Annotated in this window: 19 protein-coding genes; 7 read left to right on the top strand and 12 right to left on the bottom strand. The window is 39.3% G+C overall.

From position 1 onward, the window contains the following. The first annotated feature begins 93 nt into the window (after positions 1-93). The gene (locus QUE09_RS15925; protein WP_286233859.1) at positions 94-852 is read left to right on the top strand and encodes a S1 family peptidase; all 759 of its coding nucleotides are present in this window, start codon (positions 94-96) and stop codon (positions 850-852) included. A gap of 3 nt (positions 853-855) precedes the next feature. On the opposite strand, the gene QUE09_RS15920 is transcribed toward QUE09_RS15925, so the two are convergent. The 3 genes from QUE09_RS15920 to gpmM all read right to left on the bottom strand — a co-directional run bounded on the left by QUE09_RS15920 (position 856) and on the right by gpmM (position 4,436). Further along, the gene (locus QUE09_RS15920) at positions 856-1,611 is read right to left on the bottom strand and encodes a divergent polysaccharide deacetylase family protein (protein ID WP_286233858.1); all 756 of its coding nucleotides are present in this window, start codon (positions 1,609-1,611) and stop codon (positions 856-858) included. Between the two features lie 81 nt (positions 1,612-1,692). Then, complete coding sequence (locus QUE09_RS15915) at positions 1,693-2,853, bottom strand: murein hydrolase activator EnvC family protein (RefSeq protein ID WP_286233857.1); 1,161 nt, start codon at positions 2,851-2,853, stop codon at positions 1,693-1,695. Between the two features lie 38 nt (positions 2,854-2,891). Beyond that, on the bottom strand, positions 2,892-4,436 hold the full coding sequence (gene gpmM / locus QUE09_RS15910) for a 2,3-bisphosphoglycerate-independent phosphoglycerate mutase (RefSeq protein WP_286233856.1): 1,545 nt from the start codon (positions 4,434-4,436) through the stop codon (positions 2,892-2,894). 293 nt (positions 4,437-4,729) lie between these two features. Between gpmM and QUE09_RS15905 the strand changes: the two genes are divergently transcribed. Genes QUE09_RS15905 through gpsA form a run of 4 tightly spaced genes read left to right on the top strand, consistent with a single transcriptional unit; the run spans position 4,730 to position 7,000 of the window. Then, entirely contained in the window at positions 4,730-5,161 is a 432-nt protein-coding gene (locus QUE09_RS15905; RefSeq protein ID WP_286233855.1) for a rhodanese-like domain-containing protein, read from the top strand. A gap of 16 nt (positions 5,162-5,177) precedes the next feature. After that, positions 5,178-5,435 (top strand): glutaredoxin 3, encoded by a 258-nt coding sequence (grxC, locus tag QUE09_RS15900; RefSeq protein WP_434017224.1) that lies wholly within the window; start codon positions 5,178-5,180, stop codon positions 5,433-5,435. Positions 5,436-5,492: 57 nt separating this feature from the next. After that, positions 5,493-5,990: a protein-export chaperone SecB gene (gene secB, locus QUE09_RS15895; RefSeq protein WP_286233854.1), complete on the top strand. Its 498-nt coding sequence runs from the start codon at positions 5,493-5,495 to the stop codon at positions 5,988-5,990. Then, positions 5,990-7,000 (top strand): NAD(P)H-dependent glycerol-3-phosphate dehydrogenase, encoded by a 1,011-nt coding sequence (gpsA, locus tag QUE09_RS15890; protein ID WP_286233853.1) that lies wholly within the window; start codon positions 5,990-5,992, stop codon positions 6,998-7,000. Before secB ends, gpsA begins: the two co-directional genes overlap by 1 nt. A 4-nt stretch (positions 7,001-7,004) precedes the next feature. Here the strand turns inward: gpsA and trmL are convergent, their stop codons facing one another. Further along, the gene (trmL, locus tag QUE09_RS15885; RefSeq protein ID WP_286233852.1) at positions 7,005-7,469 is read right to left on the bottom strand and encodes a tRNA (uridine(34)/cytosine(34)/5-carboxymethylaminomethyluridine(34)-2'-O)-methyltransferase TrmL; all 465 of its coding nucleotides are present in this window, start codon (positions 7,467-7,469) and stop codon (positions 7,005-7,007) included. A 128-nt stretch (positions 7,470-7,597) separates the two neighbouring features. On the opposite strand from trmL, the gene QUE09_RS15880 reads away from it, so the two are divergent. Beyond that, on the top strand, positions 7,598-8,485 hold the full coding sequence (locus tag QUE09_RS15880) for a cation diffusion facilitator family transporter (protein WP_286233851.1): 888 nt from the start codon (positions 7,598-7,600) through the stop codon (positions 8,483-8,485). Here QUE09_RS15880 and QUE09_RS15875 read toward each other — a convergent pair. Genes QUE09_RS15875 through QUE09_RS15865 form a run of 3 tightly spaced genes read right to left on the bottom strand, consistent with a single transcriptional unit; the run spans position 8,452 to position 11,576 of the window. Further along, complete coding sequence (locus tag QUE09_RS15875) at positions 8,452-9,435, bottom strand: alpha/beta fold hydrolase (RefSeq protein ID WP_286233850.1); 984 nt, start codon at positions 9,433-9,435, stop codon at positions 8,452-8,454. The genes QUE09_RS15880 and QUE09_RS15875 overlap by 34 nt on opposite strands. A 51-nt stretch (positions 9,436-9,486) precedes the next feature. Beyond that, positions 9,487-10,872, bottom strand: a complete 1,386-nt coding sequence (locus QUE09_RS15870; protein WP_286233849.1) for an ATP-binding protein — start codon at positions 10,870-10,872, stop codon at positions 9,487-9,489. Next, the gene (locus QUE09_RS15865) at positions 10,872-11,576 is read right to left on the bottom strand and encodes a response regulator (RefSeq protein WP_286233848.1); all 705 of its coding nucleotides are present in this window, start codon (positions 11,574-11,576) and stop codon (positions 10,872-10,874) included. Before QUE09_RS15865 ends, QUE09_RS15870 begins: the two co-directional genes overlap by 1 nt. A gap of 151 nt (positions 11,577-11,727) precedes the next feature. Here QUE09_RS15865 and QUE09_RS15860 point away from each other — a divergent pair, with 151 nt between their 5' ends. Continuing rightward, positions 11,728-12,210, top strand: a complete 483-nt coding sequence (locus QUE09_RS15860) for a Spy/CpxP family protein refolding chaperone (protein ID WP_286233847.1) — start codon at positions 11,728-11,730, stop codon at positions 12,208-12,210. Positions 12,211-12,225: 15 nt separating this feature from the next. Here the strand turns inward: QUE09_RS15860 and QUE09_RS15855 are convergent, their stop codons facing one another. From QUE09_RS15855 to rsgA, 5 genes are all read right to left on the bottom strand, one after another. Further along, positions 12,226-14,148 (bottom strand): M56 family metallopeptidase, encoded by a 1,923-nt coding sequence (locus tag QUE09_RS15855; protein WP_286233846.1) that lies wholly within the window; start codon positions 14,146-14,148, stop codon positions 12,226-12,228. Positions 14,149-14,174: 26 nt separating this feature from the next. Further along, the gene (locus QUE09_RS15850) at positions 14,175-14,561 is read right to left on the bottom strand and encodes a BlaI/MecI/CopY family transcriptional regulator (RefSeq protein ID WP_286233845.1); all 387 of its coding nucleotides are present in this window, start codon (positions 14,559-14,561) and stop codon (positions 14,175-14,177) included. Between the two features lie 177 nt (positions 14,562-14,738). Continuing rightward, positions 14,739-15,476: a glycerophosphodiester phosphodiesterase gene (locus tag QUE09_RS15845; protein WP_286233844.1), complete on the bottom strand. Its 738-nt coding sequence runs from the start codon at positions 15,474-15,476 to the stop codon at positions 14,739-14,741. Next, entirely contained in the window at positions 15,473-16,357 is an 885-nt protein-coding gene (asd, locus tag QUE09_RS15840) for an archaetidylserine decarboxylase (protein WP_491590188.1), read from the bottom strand. Before asd ends, QUE09_RS15845 begins: the two co-directional genes overlap by 4 nt. 26 nt (positions 16,358-16,383) lie before the next feature. After that, positions 16,384-17,421 carry a small ribosomal subunit biogenesis GTPase RsgA gene (gene rsgA / locus QUE09_RS15835; protein ID WP_286233843.1) on the bottom strand — a complete coding sequence of 346 codons (1,038 nt, stop codon included), beginning with the start codon at positions 17,419-17,421 and terminating at the stop codon, positions 16,384-16,386. Between the last annotated feature and the right edge of the window lie 52 nt (positions 17,422-17,473).

The following is a 17,473-nucleotide window of genomic DNA, read 5'->3' as shown; positions in this document are numbered from 1 at the left end:
AAAATAATTATGGTCAATAGCGACAATAATGCATAATAAATAGTATAGATTGTGTTAGATAAACCTATATTGTTTTGAGCGGATGGAATATAAATGATTAAATGGCTGATGTGGTGTTGCGTATTATTACCTATGATCGCGCAATCAAGTGAACTGGCAGATACGTTAGATAACATTAAACCGTCAGTTGTTGGTGTTGGGGTATATACACCAACAGGAAGGCCGAAAAATCAATTATATGGTACAGGGTTCGTTGTTGCTAATGGGCAATATATTATAACTAATCATCATGTTGTACCTGATACATTAGATTCGTCATTAAAGCAGCAGCTTGCCATCTTTGTTGGTTCAGGTAAACAAGCTGTTGTACGAAAAGCACGCTTACTTGATTCATCCGCTAAGTATGATCTCGCGTTATTACAGGTTGAAGGGCCACCATTACCCGCTATGACACTTGCCGGTGAGGACTTTATTCGAGAGGGCAGCTATGTCGCTTTTACTGGCTTTCCTATTGGCGCTGTACTAGGTCTCTACCCTGTAACTCACCGAGGAATCATTGCCAGTATTACCCCTACAATTGCCCCTGTTGCGGATGCTCGTCAAATAAACATTGCGATGTTAAAGCGATTAAGAGACCCTTATTTGGTATATCAATTAGATGCTACTGCCTATCCAGGCAATAGTGGTAGTGCACTGTATGAAATTAGTTCTGGTAAGGTAGTAGGGGTTATCAATAAAGTCTTTGTGCAAAAAACCAAAGAAGGTGTGATAACAAATCCAAGCGGTATTACCTATGCTATTCCAATAAAGCACGTATTAGCGCTTTTAAAGCGTAACAAGGTGCCGTTTTAGTTGCTATTCTTCTTCAGCGATCATTTGTGTTACAAGTCTTGGTTTTTTAGGTAAAAGCGCTGAGATTTTCACAAGGTCTATATTGTGTTTTTTGAGTTCAGGAATAAAGGATTTTAACGCTTTAATGGTTTCTGGGTGTGGATGTGCGATTGCTACTACACTTTTATTGCGCTTCGCATGATAGATAAGTTCATCAAACTGTTGCTTGATGTAAGCTTGATCTAGTTGATTATCAAGAAAAACACGACGGCTAAGGTTAGGTACAGAAAACTGTTTTGCAAGACGTCTTGCTTTCGAATTACGCGTTGTTACGCTATCTATAAAGATAAGGTCTTTTTCTTTAAGAAAACGCATTGTCCACGCCATCGGTGAGTATAAGGTGGTGAGTTTACTGCCCATATGATTATTAATGCCGACAGCAAAAGGTATTTCTTCCAATGCTAATGTCAGCGCATGGCGAATTTCAGTTTCATCCATCTGGGCGGTAAGTCCGCCTGGACCTAATTTTTTACCGGATGTTGATTCCATCGGTACATGAATAATGACATCATTTTTAGCTTGAAAAGCTAGTTGTGCGATATGCTTGCCAAAAGGTGTATGTGGTAGCACAGCATAGGTAATATTGCCTGGCAGTTCTAACGTTTGAATATCTGTTTTGCGGTAACCAATATCATCAATAATTATTGCCACTTTTGCATGTTGAGCGATGCTATGACAAGTAAAGGAAATTAAAAATAATAGGCACAGATGTTTAATCATGAATATCGTAGTTTTTTATTATTCTCTTGAGTCTAACAACTAAAACTTAATTATTCGACACTATTAGTGAATTAATCGACGTTATCGACACCAAATTTTAGGGTTTACAGCTTTGCCATTATGACGAATTTCGAAATACAATGCTGACTGATTTTGTCCACCACTTTGACCAACAAGTGCAATCGGCTCACCTGTTTCAACGCGATCGCCAACGGACTTTAGCAACGCTTGATTATGCCCATATAAACTCATGTAACCGTTACCATGATCGACTACAGTTACCAGACCGTATCCTTTTAACCAGTCTGAAAAAAGCACAACACCGTTATGAATTGTTGAAATTGTTCTTCCTAAGGGGGCAGACAGTAATACCCCTTTCCATTTCAAATAACCTTGTTTCCTTGAACCATAGCTTCTACTTAATTTGCCTTTTACCGGCCAATTAAGCTTGCCTCTTAGCTTTGATAATCCACTCAAGGCAAAATCTTGTTTACTTAATCGCGCTATACGCGCTAAGGCGGCGACTAAGTTTTCTTCTTCAGCTTCTAGTTTTTCAAGTTGCTGTTTGGCTGTCATTAACTGATTGTTTAATGCTTTGACCGTTTTTTCTCGACGACTTTTACCTTTTTCGAGCTCACGTTTTTCTTGCACTTGTTGCGTTTTTAGTTGCGCAAGTTGTTGCTGTTGGTGTTGTTGCTTTTCTTCTACTTTATTCAAACGGAGAATCGTGGCTTGAAAAGTTTCAATTTCTTCAATTCTCGCTTTGTTTAAGTACTGATAATAACTCACCGTACGTTGTACTTTACCGGGATTCTCTTGATTCAAAATGAGTTTTAAGTAGTCGTGATGCCCAGAACTATATGCAGTACGCAATTGTTTAGCCAGTAGGCTTTCTTGTTGACGCTTATCCGATAATAGTTGCTGTTTTTCAGAGGCTAGTTCCGTTAATGTTTTTTGCGTTTTTGCCAGCTGTTGAACCGTATTATTGAGTGCTTTAGCTTGTTTAGAAATCGCAAGTTCATCTTTTTTTAATTGGTCAAGTAGGCTGGCGCGCTCTTTATCAACTTGTTGTATCGTGTTTTTTTCTTTCGCAATCGCTTGCTTTACTTTATCTAATTTATCGTCAGTTGCGTCTTCTTGAGCAAAAGAAAGTGGAGAAAGTAGCATAATAGCTATTGTTAAAAAGCGAGTAAGTACTCGCTTTTTAAACGGCCATTTGTAACCTTGGCTGCATATCTTCATGCTACGGCTTATCTCGTTGAACAATGTGTATCGCGCTATTATGTAGTAAGCTCCATCAAATTTGAACCTGTCATTTCTTCAGGTTGTGGTAAATCCATTAAGGTTAAAATGGTTGGAGCAATGTCACTAAGCGCGCCTGTGGATGCTGGTACTGCGTTTCGTCCAACATAGATTAAAGGTACAGGTTCGCAGGTATGAGCGGTATGTGCTTGGCCAGTTTGATTATCCTTCATTTGTTCAGCGTTACCATGATCAGCGGTGATCAAACACTCTCCGCCGACATTTTCTAAGGCAGAAACTACTTTACCAATACATGTATCAACGGCTTCACAGGCTTTAACGGCAGCATCAAATTTACCTGTATGGCCAACCATGTCTCCGTTAGGGTAATTAACTACGATGAAGTCAAAATCACCTGACTCGATTGCTGCTACTAATTTTTCAGTGAGTAGTGGTGCATTCATTTCCGGTTGTAAATCATAGGTTGCCACCTGCGGGGAAGGCACTAGAATTCTTTCTTCACCAACAAAAGTATCTTCTTTGCCACCACTAAAGAAAAAAGTAACGTGTGCGTATTTCTCTGTTTCCGATATGCGTAATTGGGTTTTATTATGTTTTTCTAACCATTCACCCAGCACATTATTTAACGCTTCAGGTGGGAATGCGCTTGATGTCTGAATATCGGCTGCATATTCAGTTAACATAACAAAGTCTGCTAATTGAGGAATTTTTTTCTTGGTAAACCCGTTGAACTCTGGTTCTACAAATGCGCGCGTAAATTGTCTTGCTCGATCAGCCCTAAAGTTCATAAATACGATGGCATCACCGTCATCAACGGTTATCACTTCACCGTTGTTATTTGGTATCGCTGTTGCTTTAACAAACTCGTCATTTTCATCACGCTTATATGCAGCGTCAAGGCCAGATACAGCATCTGAGGCTAGATAGTCTGCTTCACCGAGCACCATGAGGTTATAGGCTGCTTCAACACGTTCCCAACGTTGATCTCTATCCATAGCATAATATCGGCCAATGATAGAGGCAACTTGGCCCGAGCCCAACGATTTGAATTTATCTTGTGCTTTTTGCAACGATTTTTTTGCGCTTCGTGGAGGAGTATCTCTTCCGTCTAGAAAGGCATGAAGATATATTTTTTTGGCACCTCTTGCGTGGGCGAGATCAATCATGGCAAAAATATGGTCTTCATGGCTATGCACGCCGCCAGGTGACATTAAACCACAGATATGGACGGCATTGTCTTTTTTTACCGCTTCATCTACTGCTGAGACAAGTGCAGGCACGTGTTTAAATGTATCATCTTCTATTGCTTTAGTGATGCGGGTAAAGTCTTGATAAACAATGCGACCAGCACCCAAATTTACGTGGCCAACTTCAGAATTACCCATTTGGCCATTAGGCAAGCCGACAGCCATGCCAGAGGTCTCGATAAGCATTTTAGGTCGCGTTGCCCAAAGGTTATCTAAAATTGGCGTTTTTGCATGTTGAATTGCGTTAGATTCTTGATTTTCACGATAACCCCAACCATCTAAAATGATTAATACCGTTGGTTTTTTCTTTGCCATACCTTTTCCTAACATAATTTTTTACAGCGAACGTAAACTGCTGTGCAGTATATCAATTGCGAGTGTAAATTGCTGCAATCGAGATAGACAAAATCGTTCTAATAAAAGCTATCAGGCTATGTAGAAAATCGTCTATTACTGAGATGACGGCATTCTTTAGCTGCTTTTATCTCAAAAATGAGTTGTTGGTGCGTTTTTATAATACGGATAATAATCGAGGAATAAACCTGTAAAAAAATCTCGTAATCTGTATACTGTCGGCAAATTTTTCGAACTTAAATATTGTAAAAGAGATGGAACAATTTATTGCGTTTTTAGGAAATCATCCTATGTTGACCGCGGCTTGGGTCGGTATTTTCTTGGCGATTATTGTCATGACTATTCGCATAAAGCTTTCTCCAATCAAACAGTTATCTCCTCAAGAATTAACATTTTTAGTTAACAGACAAGATGGTGTTGTGGTTGATATTCGTACCGAAAAAGAGTTTAAAGCTGCGAGAATTATCGACGCAAAACACTTACCAAGTGATAAAGCGAAGAAAGATGATTTTTCAACGCTTGAAAAACTTAAAGATAAACCCATTATTCTAGTATGCGCTGCGGGCGTATCCGCATCAAATGTTGCTAATAAAATGTCGAAATCAGGCTTTGGTAATGTCAGTGTGTTAAAAGGTGGCATGGGTGCTTGGACGGGAGCTGGCTTACCAGTAACCAAAAATAAATAATCATTGAGAGTTCATCATGGCTATTGAAATATATACAAAGGTTACTTGTGGCTTTTGTATGCGAGCGAAAATGTTACTTGATCAGAAGAAGGTGGCTTACCAAGAAATTAAAATAGACGGTAATGCTGCACTACGAGAAAAAATGATCGAAAGAGCTAATGGCGCCTACACGGTACCTCAGATTTTTATTCATGGGCATCATGTTGGTGGCTGTGACGAATTATATGCGCTACATGCGCGTAATGAACTTGACGCCTTATTAGCTAAAGCGTAAATATTTAAATTAAAGAATCTATGTTGAGCAATCAACATTTAACAAAGGAAATTTATTATGGCTGACGAAAATCAAAGCAGCACAGAAGGCGCCGAACAAGCACCACAATTCGCAATTCAACGTGTTTACACGAAGGATATTTCTTTTGAAACGCCGAATTCTCCGGCTATCTTTCAAAAAGAATGGAAACCTGAAATGAAGCTTGATTTGGATACGCGTTCAGCGAAACTTGCTGATGATACTTATGAAGTATGTTTAGCACTAACGGTAACTGCTACTGTTGATGGACAAACTGCCTTTTTAGCTGAAGTTCAACAAGCAGGTATTTTCACTATTGGTAATTTACCAGAAGCACAACTTGCACACACTATTGGTGCATTTTGCCCAGCAACTTTATTCCCATATGCACGTGAAGCGGTTTTTAACCTAGTGAATCGAGGTTCATTCCCACAAATTAATTTAGCGCCAGTAAATTTTGATGCCTTGTTTGCTTCATATGTACAGCAGCGCGCAGCAGAGCAAGGTGAAGCACCTGCGAGTACTGAAACTCACTAATGACTACCCAGTTGCCAGTGGATATCACTATATTAGGGGCAGGTTCTTACGGAACTGCCCTTGCTATTTGTTTTGCTCGTAATGGACACAAAACGTTATTGTGGGGCCGTGATGCCGCACAAATGTCAAAAATGGCAACAGCACGAGCCAATGAACAATATTTATCAGGCGCTAAATTTCCAGAAACATTAACGACAACAGATGATTTATCCTATGCTGTATCAGCAAGTGACAATATTCTTGTTGTTGTACCCAGTCACGCATTTGCAGGTTTACTGAAAACGATTAAACCTAATCTTACAGAAAAAGCGCGAGTCGCCTGGGCAACTAAAGGGCTTGATCCAGATACTGGCTGTTTATTGCAAGATGTAGCGAGGCAAATTCTCGGTAATGATATTGCATTAGCTGTACTTTCTGGCCCTACATTTGCGAAAGAAATGGCTGCCGGTCTACCAACCGCCATTTCTGTATCTTCAACGGATCAGCAGTTCGTTGATGACCTCTCTCATTTACTGCACTGCGAAAAAACCTTTAGAGTCTATTCAAATAGCGATTTTATTGGCGTACAACTTGGTGGTGCGGTTAAAAATGTTATCGCAATTGGTGCGGGTATGGCGGACGGAATTGGTTTTGGTGCGAATGCTCGCACTGCTTTAATTACCCGTGGCTTAGTGGAAATGACACGTCTTGGTGCGGCGCTAAATGCCGAGCCTACAACATTTATGGGGATGGCGGGGTTAGGTGATTTAGTCTTAACCTGTACTGACAATCAATCTCGTAATCGTCGTTTTGGATTGGCTCTTGGCCAAGGCGTAAGTGTTGATCAAGCAATGAAAGATATTGGACAGGTTGTGGAAGGCTATCGCAATACCAAAGAAGTACATATGCTAGCGCAGCGTTTACAGGTAGAGATGCCAATTGTGGAACAAGTCTATCAAGTGCTTTATTGTGGGAAAAATGCCAAACTAGCTGCGTCAGATTTATTATCGCGAGAACGTAAGTTCGAGTAATTAGTTATACTGAATTTTTAAAGCCTAATTGACGCCACGCTTCGTAAATTATGACAGATGTGGCGTTTGATAAATTCATACTACGGCTTCCTTCTATCATTGGAATGCGAATTTTATCTTGATCAGGAATTTGTTGCCGAACTTCTTCAGGTAACCCTGCTGTCTCAGACCCAAATAATAGATAATCGCCTTGTGTAAAAGTTACATCTCCGTAATAATTTGTCGCTTTTGTCGTTATCGCTAATATTCGATCTGGTGTTTCCTTGGTTATAAAATCTTCAAAATTTTTATAGCGCTTAATTGCGGCAAATTCATGGTAATCAAGCCCGGCACGCTTCAACTTTTTATCATCCAAATCAAACCCTAGTGGCTCGATAAGATGTAACCTAAATCCGGTGTTTGCACACAGCCTGATGATATTTCCTGTATTTGGGGGAATTTGTGGTTGGAACAATACAACATCTAACATAATGTGTTCTCATTAAAGGGCTAAAAGCGTTATTATACTCGCTAGCTGATTGATGGAAACAATGTATTTTACTTTGTGTTGATTAGGTAAGATAAAGTGAGTGTCGAAGTGATTGGAATACACCTGCTATGACAAATAAAACTGAGTATGGATTCTGGGTAAAGTTCGCGGCGTTATGTGCCGTTACATTTGCCATTTTACAAATTGTTATAAAGCTATATGCGTGGTTTGTAACTGATGCGAGTGCGATGTTGGCATCTGCAACAGACTCTTTACTTGATTTAGCCGCTTCATTTGTCAATCTAGTGATGTTATTTATTGCACTTCGTCCTGCCGACGACAATCATAAGTTCGGTCATGGTAAAGCTGAAAGTTTAACAGGGTTATTTCAATCAGCATTTATTTTGGCATCAGCAATATTGCTTATTTTGCATGGCCTTGAGCACGTCTATAATCCGCCAGTTATTCAGCAAACACATATTGGTATTTGGGTGACGGTTATTGCCTTCATGCTGACGTTATTATTAGTGACAATACAAAAGAAGGTGTTGATTAAAACTAATTCTATTGCCATTGAAGCCGACAGCTTACATTATCAATCAGATCTACTTCTTAATGGTGCTGTACTCTTATCGTTGTTAGCGACAGAATATATTTGGGCTAATGTGGATGGTATATTTACAGTATGCGTTGGTTTTTTTCTCATTTATGGTGCGTTGCAGATACTACATAAAAGTATTAAGCAATTAATGGATCACGAGTTAAATGAAGACGAACTTGCTCTTGTTAAGAGAGCGGTGAGTGAACATGCCGATACCATTGGTGTTCACGACATAAGAAGTCGTCAATCTGGTGCAACGCGCTTTATTCAGTTTCATTTAGAGCTTGATGATCATTTATCTTTATATCAAGCACATCAAGTAGGTGAAGATATACGTATTGTACTTGAGGCTAAACTAGCCCCATGTGAAATTTTTATTCATCATGACCCTACATCAACTGTTTCAAAAGATTGATAAATGTGAGCTAGCGCTTGGTCTCTTCTGGCGTCAATGTCAAACAGTAGTTCATGTTTTGCTCCTGAAATGACAATAGGGTGTGGTTGACACAGTAATGAGCTTTCATGATGCAACTGCCGACAAAAATCATTTTGTGCTTTGTTATCTACAATCTTATCGTCACTCGCTTGTAATACCGTGATGGGGTCTTTGATGTTACTCAATTCCTGCAAGATGCGTTTATTAACACGGAGAGCTTGTGCTAGCCATTGATAGGTTACACCACCTAGTTGTAGCCTTGGAACGAGTTGATATAAGTGGATAAAACGTTCAAACCTTGCTGGACAGTCCATTAATGGATTATTTTCAAATGCAGCGGGCTGATAGTTTTTATGGCCGATAAAGTACCAAGGCTTAGTGCTGAAGCATTGATTAATTGTTAAACCAATTTTAATGATTGTTTTGGCAATCCAATTTGGTATTTTTCCAAAGTTTATCGCTATCATTGGCGAGCATAATGTCGCGCGTGATACCAAGTGTGGGTATTTTTGAAGCGTGCGCAAGGCAATGGCACTACCCATCGAATGAGCGAGTAAAAACGTAGGTTTTTGATCAGCCGATTCATGGACAATGGTTCTGATAAAGGTTGCTAAATCGTCGGCATAATGATCAAAGTTCTTTACATAACCCTTGTGTGGGTTTTCAAGCAAACGTTGTGATAAACCTTGGCCGCGATGGTCATGTATAAAAATATTATAGCCGCGCTGTGCTAGATCATAGGCAAGCTCTTGATATTTTAAATACCCTTCACTGCGACCGCTAGCAATAACAATATTGGCACATGATGAAGATTGAACTATTTTCACGTAAGCTAAACGGACCTTATCTACCCCTAAAAAAGTCCCTGTTTGCGAACTCGTCCAAAAGTCGGCTATCGCTTTTTCTTTTTCTTTGTTAAGACAAGTCATCAAGTTAGTTCATCGGCTGAATATTTATAATTAAAATTTTAGCATGCTTATTTACGAATCACTTTTGGGTAATGAGATCGTAACTATTAAGCCACCCTTAGAATGATTTTTAGCTGTAATGCTTCCGTTATGCTTATCAATTGCTTGCTTGGCGATCGCGAGCCCCAATCCTGTACCTCCACTATGACGATCACGTGAATCAGACACTCGGTAGAATGGATCGAATAATTTATCTAAATGTTGTTGCTCTACACCTGGACCATGATCGATCACAGAGATCAGTATGTGATCGTGTTTGGCTTCGACTTTGACATCAACTGTCTGTTGAGCAGGGCTATACTTAATTGCATTTGATATCACATTATTAATTGCGCTAGTTAACAACTCGGCATTTGCTATTAATAGTAAATTGGACGCTACTGATAAATTGATTATAACGTCCCTTTCTTTAGCAATAAGCTGCGCATCGTCACAAATATCAGCCAAGAGATGTGACAAGTTACATTTACTAAGGGCAACAGGCTCTATGGTGTTTTCATGGCGTGATAAGGTCAAAACATTACTGATCATATCATCCAATTGCATGACTTCTTTTTCACAGCGTACGATCAGGTCGTTTTTATGTGCGGTATTAGGTAGTGATTTATCTAAAAGTCCCAACGTGATTTGCAATCGTGTTAGTGGAGAGCGCAGCTCATGAGATACGTCTGCTAGCAGACGTTGATGAGCGGAGATGTTATTTTCGAGTTTATCTGCCATTAAATTAAAACTATTGGCGAGTTGCCCTAGTTCATCTTGGCGATGACTACTTTTTTCGACACGTGCTTTGAAGTCTCCATTTCCTATGGTTAGCGCGGCTTTTTCCATGGCTCGGATTGGTCTCGTCAGGTATTTAGCAAATACCCAACAAAATACCATGCTCAAGAGGATAGGGACGAGAAAACGAAACCAGTGCGGTAGCAGTAAAATTGTTTCGTTTATATCGCTTCGCTTAACCCGCGAGGCAATATAAAGTTGATATGGCGTATTATTAATGTTTAATTGCTTTGGACCACTTAAACGAGCAAAGTGAAATAAAATACTCGTTTGAAAAGAGATTTCATTTTTACGTAAATATTCTGCAATAGGTCTGGCAAACCTTTTCGGTGAGTGAAAAATTTCGTTTGTTGCAGGGTTTTTGATAAACACCGTATGGTGAAATACTCTTTTACTGTACTTTATAACCTGTTCAGCATGTTCAAAGTTTTCATGCTCAATTTGCCTGATAATGCGTGATAGTTTAACCAGGTCCTTTGGGTTTGTTGGCAATATTACATTTTCTTGTGCTAATCGGTTTGTGAGGTAATGCGTTAGGGTTATCGATGCAATTGTGGTCAGCCAAAAAACAAAAAATAGCTTAACACCAATGGAGCTGAAAAAACGTCGTAATTGGCTCATCACTGCTCATTTCCTGCTAAAAATAAATAACCAGCACCACGAATGGTTTTAATTTTTTCGTCATCAGTAAACGGCGAAAACTTGCGGCGTATATTGCTTACGTGCATATCAATACTACGATCAAACGGACTTAATGTGCGTTGCATAACTTGCTTTGATATCGTTTCTTTACTAACAATAGTGCCGCAGTGTTCCATGAGCAGCATGAGAATTTGATATTCTGTACCTGTTAGTTCGATAGCATGGCCATGGCAGTATACTTCTCTACATGCAGGATTGAGGTTAACATTATTTATATGGTATGTGGATTGAGCATCATTATGCTCCTTAACAATATCAATGCGTCTTAAAATTGCATTGATTCGCGCAAGCAGTTCACGGTGTTGAAAAGGTTTGGCGAGATAATCATCAGCACCAAGTTCCAAACCCAGTACTTTATCAGTTTCGTCACCTTTTGCCGTCAACATGAGTATAGGCGTAGTATGTTTCCCGCCTAAGGCTTTTAATAATTCAAAACCATTTAACTTTGGCATCATCACATCAAGTAAAATGAGGCAATATTTACTATTCTTTGCTGCCGCAAGCCCGGATACACCATCATGGCAGGCGTCAAGCTCAAAGCCTTCATATGAGAGGTATTCACGTAATAATGCCGTCAATGCAGTATCATCATCAATCATTAAAATTGTACGTGTTTGCTCCATATAGTTGTTAACCTACTCCGCTATTACTTATGCATCATATTACCTGACCAACACAGGCAGCGCCTAGCCTTTACATAACTTTTACATTACTTTGCGTTTCTTTGCATTCTACGGATTAAGATAATGATGAATCTTTTTAAAGGAGAAAACGATGAAACACATTACAGTAAAAACAGTGTTTATGGTTGTTAGTTTATCTTTACCAACAGCTTTCAATGTAAATGCGTTACCTTTTGAACAAGGTAAAGGTATGCACCATAAAGAGCAATGTGGCCATAAAGGCATGCCAAAATTGGCAAAGATGGCAAAAATGTTAAATTTAGATAGTGAACAAAAGGAACAAATTAAAGCTATCTACCGTCAAGCAAAAAGTGATAAACAACAAAACCGTTCTGAAAACAGGGGTTATCGTCAGAAACTGAAAGCGCTTATCCATAGTAATAGTTTTAATGAACAAGCGTTTTTAACGCTATATAACTCAAACTATCAACATATGGCCGACGCTGCGCTTCAACGAGCAAAAGTTAAAAATGCTATATATAACATTTTGACGAGTGAGCAACAGGAAAAGTTTAAAAAACTTAAAGCGAAGCGCAAAGGTAAACGCAATCGTAATGACGGGGTGAGCGAATAAAGTATAGCGTCGATACTATTCTGTTAAACTAAACGAGAATATTTTAGACATTTGGCTTTCAATTGGCTTACCGTTAAGCTTAGCTGGTTGAAAGCGCCATTTCTCCATCGCATTGCGGATGGTGCTTTTAAAGTAGCTTACGCGACTTTTCTTTTCAAACTCTATGTTTCTAACTCGGCCAGTGTTATCAATGGTGAAATGTACCTTCACATCAAGTTCTAGTCCCTTTCGTTTTGCTGAAGAAGGATATCTAGGATCTGGAGAAACAATTATTAACGCTTTAGAGTGTGTTGGAGGTGGTGTTAAATCAGCTGCTACAGGTTGCTTTTCCGTATTTAACACTAACGCTGCTGCACGAGGCTTAGGTAATTGAAATGCTTGGGCGTCATCTTTTTCACTTAATAAATCAGGAGAGTGACTTAGCGCGGCCACTTGCTTTGAGTAAGGATTGTCAAGCCGAGATGACTTATTTGCAGAGTCTGTACGGTCAAAGGCAATTTCAGATGTTGATTTACCAACTTGAGGTAAGATGGTTTGGTTATCATCCTCTGTTTTTGTTACTTTTTCTAGCTCACTTACTATCGCAGAGGATTTTGTTAAAGTTACCTCAGGCTTATTCACGGGCTCACTAATACGACTATTTAATTTTTGTTCTTGAATAGCTATTGATTTATCAACATCGTTTTCTACTGCCTGCTTGATTGATAAATCGTTCTTTAGCGCAAGGCTGCTCTCTTGATTACTGTTCGCTTGAGGTAGTTCAACATCAGGGACAATAAGCTTCGCTTTCGTTTGGTCCTGCTGAATTAATAAATTGGCAATTGACGCTTCTGAGAGATCAGCATCATTTAACTTTGTTGAGTTTGAAGGTTCTGTAGCTGTAGCAAAAGAGATATAGCCAGAAGACAAATCAATAATTGGCATTTTTAAGTAGGGTTTTAAAGCAACTGCAAGCACAGATACAATAATAAGTACTGAAGCTAAAAACTTACCTGATTCATCAGTATTACCACAGTGGTGTTGATCAACGAGTCGTAATACACGCTTTTTCAAGTCGCCGCCTGATGCTGCCATTGCCATCGTAGGAATAGCGTGGTTTCTATGTTTATGGCACAGACTAGCGGTGTCAGCAAGCGTGTGCGCATAAGCGAATGCATCACCTGACATTGATACCGCGATATCATCGCTACAGTATTCGCGTTCATGACGCATTTGCGTTGAAATCCAACGAACTGCTGGATTAAAAAACAGTAATGTTTCTACTAAGGTTTGCAATAAATTTACAAGGTAATCGTGGCGTCTAATGTGCGCTAATTCATGTAGCATTAACATATTTAATTGCGCGGGAGTTAATCCGGTAACCATAGAAGCTGGAATTAATACGACGGGTCTTAACCAACCAATAGCCATAGGTACGTCGACCTTTAAGGCAATTAAAAGTTTGGGTTTACGTGTCAGTTTCATTCTATCGACAAGTTGATCAAAAGTGCGTGTTAGCGCATCAGATGGCGGGATCACGTCCTTCTTAGGTATTTGATTAACTTGATATAATTCAATAAACAATTTCAATGCTAAGCCACTGACGGTAATAAGCCAAAGTACCGATAGCATTGGTAGGCTACCAAGTAGGTCTTGATGCCATGAATTTTTATTTGCTGATAAAAAGGAATCTCCAGACTCCATGAGCGGAACAGCATTTTGCAAAAGGGAAGATGGGCTAATATCGGGCTGATAAATAGTTAAAAAGGTCACAATCGGCATAATTAAGCATGCAACCATCGCAAAAGTAGATAGTAAATATCGTGCATTTGCGTGTTTGTATGATGTTAATGTTAAGCCAAACTTTAACAAGAGCGCAATCAAGCCACCCTGCCACAAAAAGTGAATCAGAGTAAGAGCGATATAATAGAGTTCTGCGCTATTTTCTATGCTGTCCATGGTTCCTAAAAACACCTATCGTGCAATTATTCCTGTTTTTCAAGGTCGTTAAGTAGCTTACGAATATCAGCAATATCTTCTTTGCTGGTGCTTTCATTTAAAGCTCGCATTACCAGTTTTGAGGTAGAGCCACCAAATGCACGTGTAATGAGATCTCTAATTAATGACGATTGTGTTTGCATTTCACTGTTTGCAGCAGCATATACATGCGCTCGATTGCTTTCATCTCGAATTACTAATGATTTTTCGTGCATAATTTGTAAAATTTTAAGCACTGTCGTATACCCAGTTTTCTGAGTCTGACTTATTGTTTCATGCACTTGGCGGACGGTAGCCGGACCAATTTTCCAGAGTATGTTTAATAAAGTCAGTTCGGCTTCTGTTGGCTTAACACCATTATTTTCTTGAGCCATTGAAGTTCCTTAATGCATTCTATTGTCAATATTGTTTAGCAGTATTACATATTACATTTATATTACGAATGTAATCGTATCTCGTGTTGAATAAATGAGCAACAAAAAAATACAAAAAAATATAACGGTGTAACTTGTTGTTTAATATGTGTTTATTTTTTATATGTACAGTTAACCTTACTTAGGCGATGCAATTCTTTCGATTATATTACGGGAGATTTTTGGAAAATTGGTAAAAATGCCATCGACGGATAAAGACCAACACTGTTTAATATCTTCTTGTTTATCTACAGTATACACAAAGACTTTTTTGTGCGCCGCTTTCAATCGTGATACTAGTTGCGGTGACAAACAATCAATGGCCAAATTAATGGCAAAGAAACGTTCATCTAGTAGAGATAATCCATTATCAATTGGGTTATGTGCAATTAAAGCAGCATAGTTAAATGCAGGCATTTGCCGATAACAATCAACAAGTAATTGATGATCAAAAGCAGATATAATCAGTTGCTCGGGTTTATAATTAAATTGACATATTGCCTGTTTCAATTCGGTGTCTAGTGCCGATACAAGATTGCGTGATTGTTGAATATTTTGTGGTGTGGTTTTCAACTCAACATTTACCAGAACACGACCACTAATCGCAGACAATGCTTGCGTCAGGCTAAGTAAATATTGGCCTTTCCCCAAGGGCATTTGAGATAGCTCAGTCAAACTAAAGTGATTAATATGGCCTTGCTGAGGTGTCGTTTTATCAACAAAATGATCATGAATAACGATAAGTTTTTGACTAGGCAAGTGAAACTGAACATCTAGTTCAATTGCATCAGCACCTTGCTCAATTGCTTGCTCGAAGGCAAGTAATGAATTTTCTGGAAATTCACCACTTGCGCCTCGATGAGCAAATAAAATCACGCGTTAGCCTCAGGTTTTTCTGCTAACGTTGCGAAGTGCTCCCCAAGTCGTGTTACTGTTTCAGGGCCTGCATCGGGCGCAAAATCAATCATGTTTGGTGCGAAGGTAGCAACAACGGTTGAACCTAACTTAAACCTGCCCATTTCATCGCCTTTTTTCAAATGAATAGCGCTAGAGCCTTCTACGGGATATTGCCAACGAAAAATATCTTTGCCTGCTGGCGGAGTAATAGTGCCTGCCCATGTGGTTTCAATACTGGCTACGATGGTAGCACCAACTAATACCATGGCGAGTTTTCCATGTTCAGTATCAAAAACGGTTACAACACGTTCATTACGAGCGAATAAATCAGGTACATTTTTTGCCGTTAATGGGTTTACTGAAAATAACTCTCCTGGGATATAGATCATCTCACGGAGTGTTGCATCCATTGGCATATGTATACGGTGGTAATCCTTTGGTGCCAAATAGATACATGAAAACTTGCCATTTTCAAAAGGCTTGGCTGTTTCATCGTTTCCGCCTAATAAACTCGTTAAGCTGTAATTAAACCCTTTCGCTTGAATGAGTTGTCCATCAATAATATCGCCTTGCTGACTTATCGCACCGTCAACAGGATAACAGACTTCATGGGCATTTGGGTTTATTGGACGCGCGCCTTCTTCTAACTCACGCGTAAAAAAATCATTAAACGTTGAAAAGTCTTCAGCATTCTTAAGTTTGGCTTCGGCCATATTGATGTTATAAGCTTTAATAAACCAGCGAATAGCCTTTGTGGTTAACCAGCCTGCTTCTGCAGCAGCAAATTTTCCGACAAGTCGAGAAATAGCGTGTTTTGGCATCATATACTGCAGTGCGATCTTTATTTTATCTAGGGACACTAGGGTTTCCTTGCTTTTAATTTTAGTTAATCATTAAATCTTGAAGTTAACGTATTGGTATTTAAACTTGCTAAAATACGTTGAAAACTTGCTAATCTTTCGGGGTGTATAGCGCCTGCTTCACATGCTGCTACTAAGGCACACCCTGGATCTGTTTGGTGTTTACAGTCTCTGAATTTACAAGTACCTAAATAATCAGCAAACTCAACAAATCCATCGCAAACTTGTTCTGGCGTTAAATGCCATAAACCAAATTCACGAATACCAGGTGAGTCAATTAAGTCACCTCCATCTAAAAAGTGGTAGAGTCTCGCGACTGTGGTCGTGTGTTGACCGAGTCCTGAATTTCCAGAAACTTCTTTCGTTAAAAGGCCGAGCTCAGGCATTAGTGAGTTGGTAAGTGTCGACTTTCCAACGCCTGATTGGCCTACAAATATACTTGTATTGTTAGCGAGTTGTGCTTTAAGTATATCTATACCTTCTTTTGTCTCATTAGAGACTGCGAGAACTTGGTACCCAATATCCTGATAAATTTGCAGCTGTTCATTAATAATCTCAGTGAGTTCATCGTCTAATAAATCGATTTTATTAAGTAAAATAATAGGAGGAATACCGGTTTGCTCTGCCGCGACAAGATAACGATCGATAATATCGGCATTAAATGCGGGTAATACTGACGTTACGATAATGATCTGCGTAATATTAGCTGCAATGGGCTTAACGCCATCATAGACATCTGGACGAGAGAGTACCGATTGCCGTTCATGTACAGCTTCAATCACACCTGAAATACTATGCTGAGTCTCTTTACCTTGTCGCCATAACACCTTATCACCACACACTAAAGAACCTACCGAGCGGCGCAAGTTGCAGCGAAAAATTTCGCCTGATTGACTTTCAACATCCGCATGTTGGCCAAAGCGACTGATAACCACACCTTGTTGTGAGTCACCGAGTTCGTCGTCTTGCCATTGGATGGACTCTGATTTACGCGCTAACTTTTTATCTTGGTTAGCTTTTATACGTCTGAGTTGCCCTTTTGTTAGTTTTTTAGCTTTTGCCACAGAATTTTTTCATTATGATCGTTGTTAATATATAGTTTGAATAAGACAAATT

This window comes from Thalassotalea sediminis (assembly GCF_030295915.1).
Classification (GTDB): Bacteria; Pseudomonadota; Gammaproteobacteria; order Enterobacterales; family Alteromonadaceae; genus Thalassotalea_C; species Thalassotalea_C sediminis.
The sequence above is the reverse complement of the archived record's forward strand: the minus strand, read 5'-3'. Positions and strand labels throughout refer to the sequence as shown.

Bases quoted from the DNA above. Each gene is read 5' to 3' on its own strand.
- trmL (WP_286233852.1), bottom strand. From the start codon at position 7,469: ATGTTAGATGTTGTATTGTTCCAACCACAAATTCCCCCAAATACAGGA.
- gpmM (WP_286233856.1), bottom strand. From the start codon at position 4,436: ATGGCAAAGAAAAAACCAACGGTATTAATCATTTTAGATGGTTGGGGT.
- QUE09_RS15880 (WP_286233851.1), top strand. From the start codon at position 7,598: ATGACAAATAAAACTGAGTATGGATTCTGGGTAAAGTTCGCGGCGTTA.
- gpsA (WP_286233853.1), top strand. From the start codon at position 5,990: ATGACTACCCAGTTGCCAGTGGATATCACTATATTAGGGGCAGGTTCT.
- QUE09_RS15905 (WP_286233855.1), top strand. From the start codon at position 4,730: ATGGAACAATTTATTGCGTTTTTAGGAAATCATCCTATGTTGACCGCG.
- QUE09_RS15865 (WP_286233848.1), bottom strand. From the start codon at position 11,576: ATGGAGCAAACACGTACAATTTTAATGATTGATGATGATACTGCATTG.
- QUE09_RS15855 (WP_286233846.1), bottom strand. From the start codon at position 14,148: ATGGACAGCATAGAAAATAGCGCAGAACTCTATTATATCGCTCTTACT.
- QUE09_RS15920 (WP_286233858.1), bottom strand. From the start codon at position 1,611: ATGATTAAACATCTGTGCCTATTATTTTTAATTTCCTTTACTTGTCAT.
- QUE09_RS15915 (WP_286233857.1), bottom strand. From the start codon at position 2,853: ATGAAGATATGCAGCCAAGGTTACAAATGGCCGTTTAAAAAGCGAGTA.
- grxC (WP_434017224.1), top strand. From the start codon at position 5,178: ATGGCTATTGAAATATATACAAAGGTTACTTGTGGCTTTTGTATGCGA.
- QUE09_RS15870 (WP_286233849.1), bottom strand. From the start codon at position 10,872: ATGAGCCAATTACGACGTTTTTTCAGCTCCATTGGTGTTAAGCTATTT.
- QUE09_RS15860 (WP_286233847.1), top strand. From the start codon at position 11,728: ATGAAACACATTACAGTAAAAACAGTGTTTATGGTTGTTAGTTTATCT.
- QUE09_RS15925 (WP_286233859.1), top strand. From the start codon at position 94: ATGATTAAATGGCTGATGTGGTGTTGCGTATTATTACCTATGATCGCG.
- QUE09_RS15850 (WP_286233845.1), bottom strand. From the start codon at position 14,561: ATGGCTCAAGAAAATAATGGTGTTAAGCCAACAGAAGCCGAACTGACT.
- secB (WP_286233854.1), top strand. From the start codon at position 5,493: ATGGCTGACGAAAATCAAAGCAGCACAGAAGGCGCCGAACAAGCACCA.
- QUE09_RS15875 (WP_286233850.1), bottom strand. From the start codon at position 9,435: ATGACTTGTCTTAACAAAGAAAAAGAAAAAGCGATAGCCGACTTTTGG.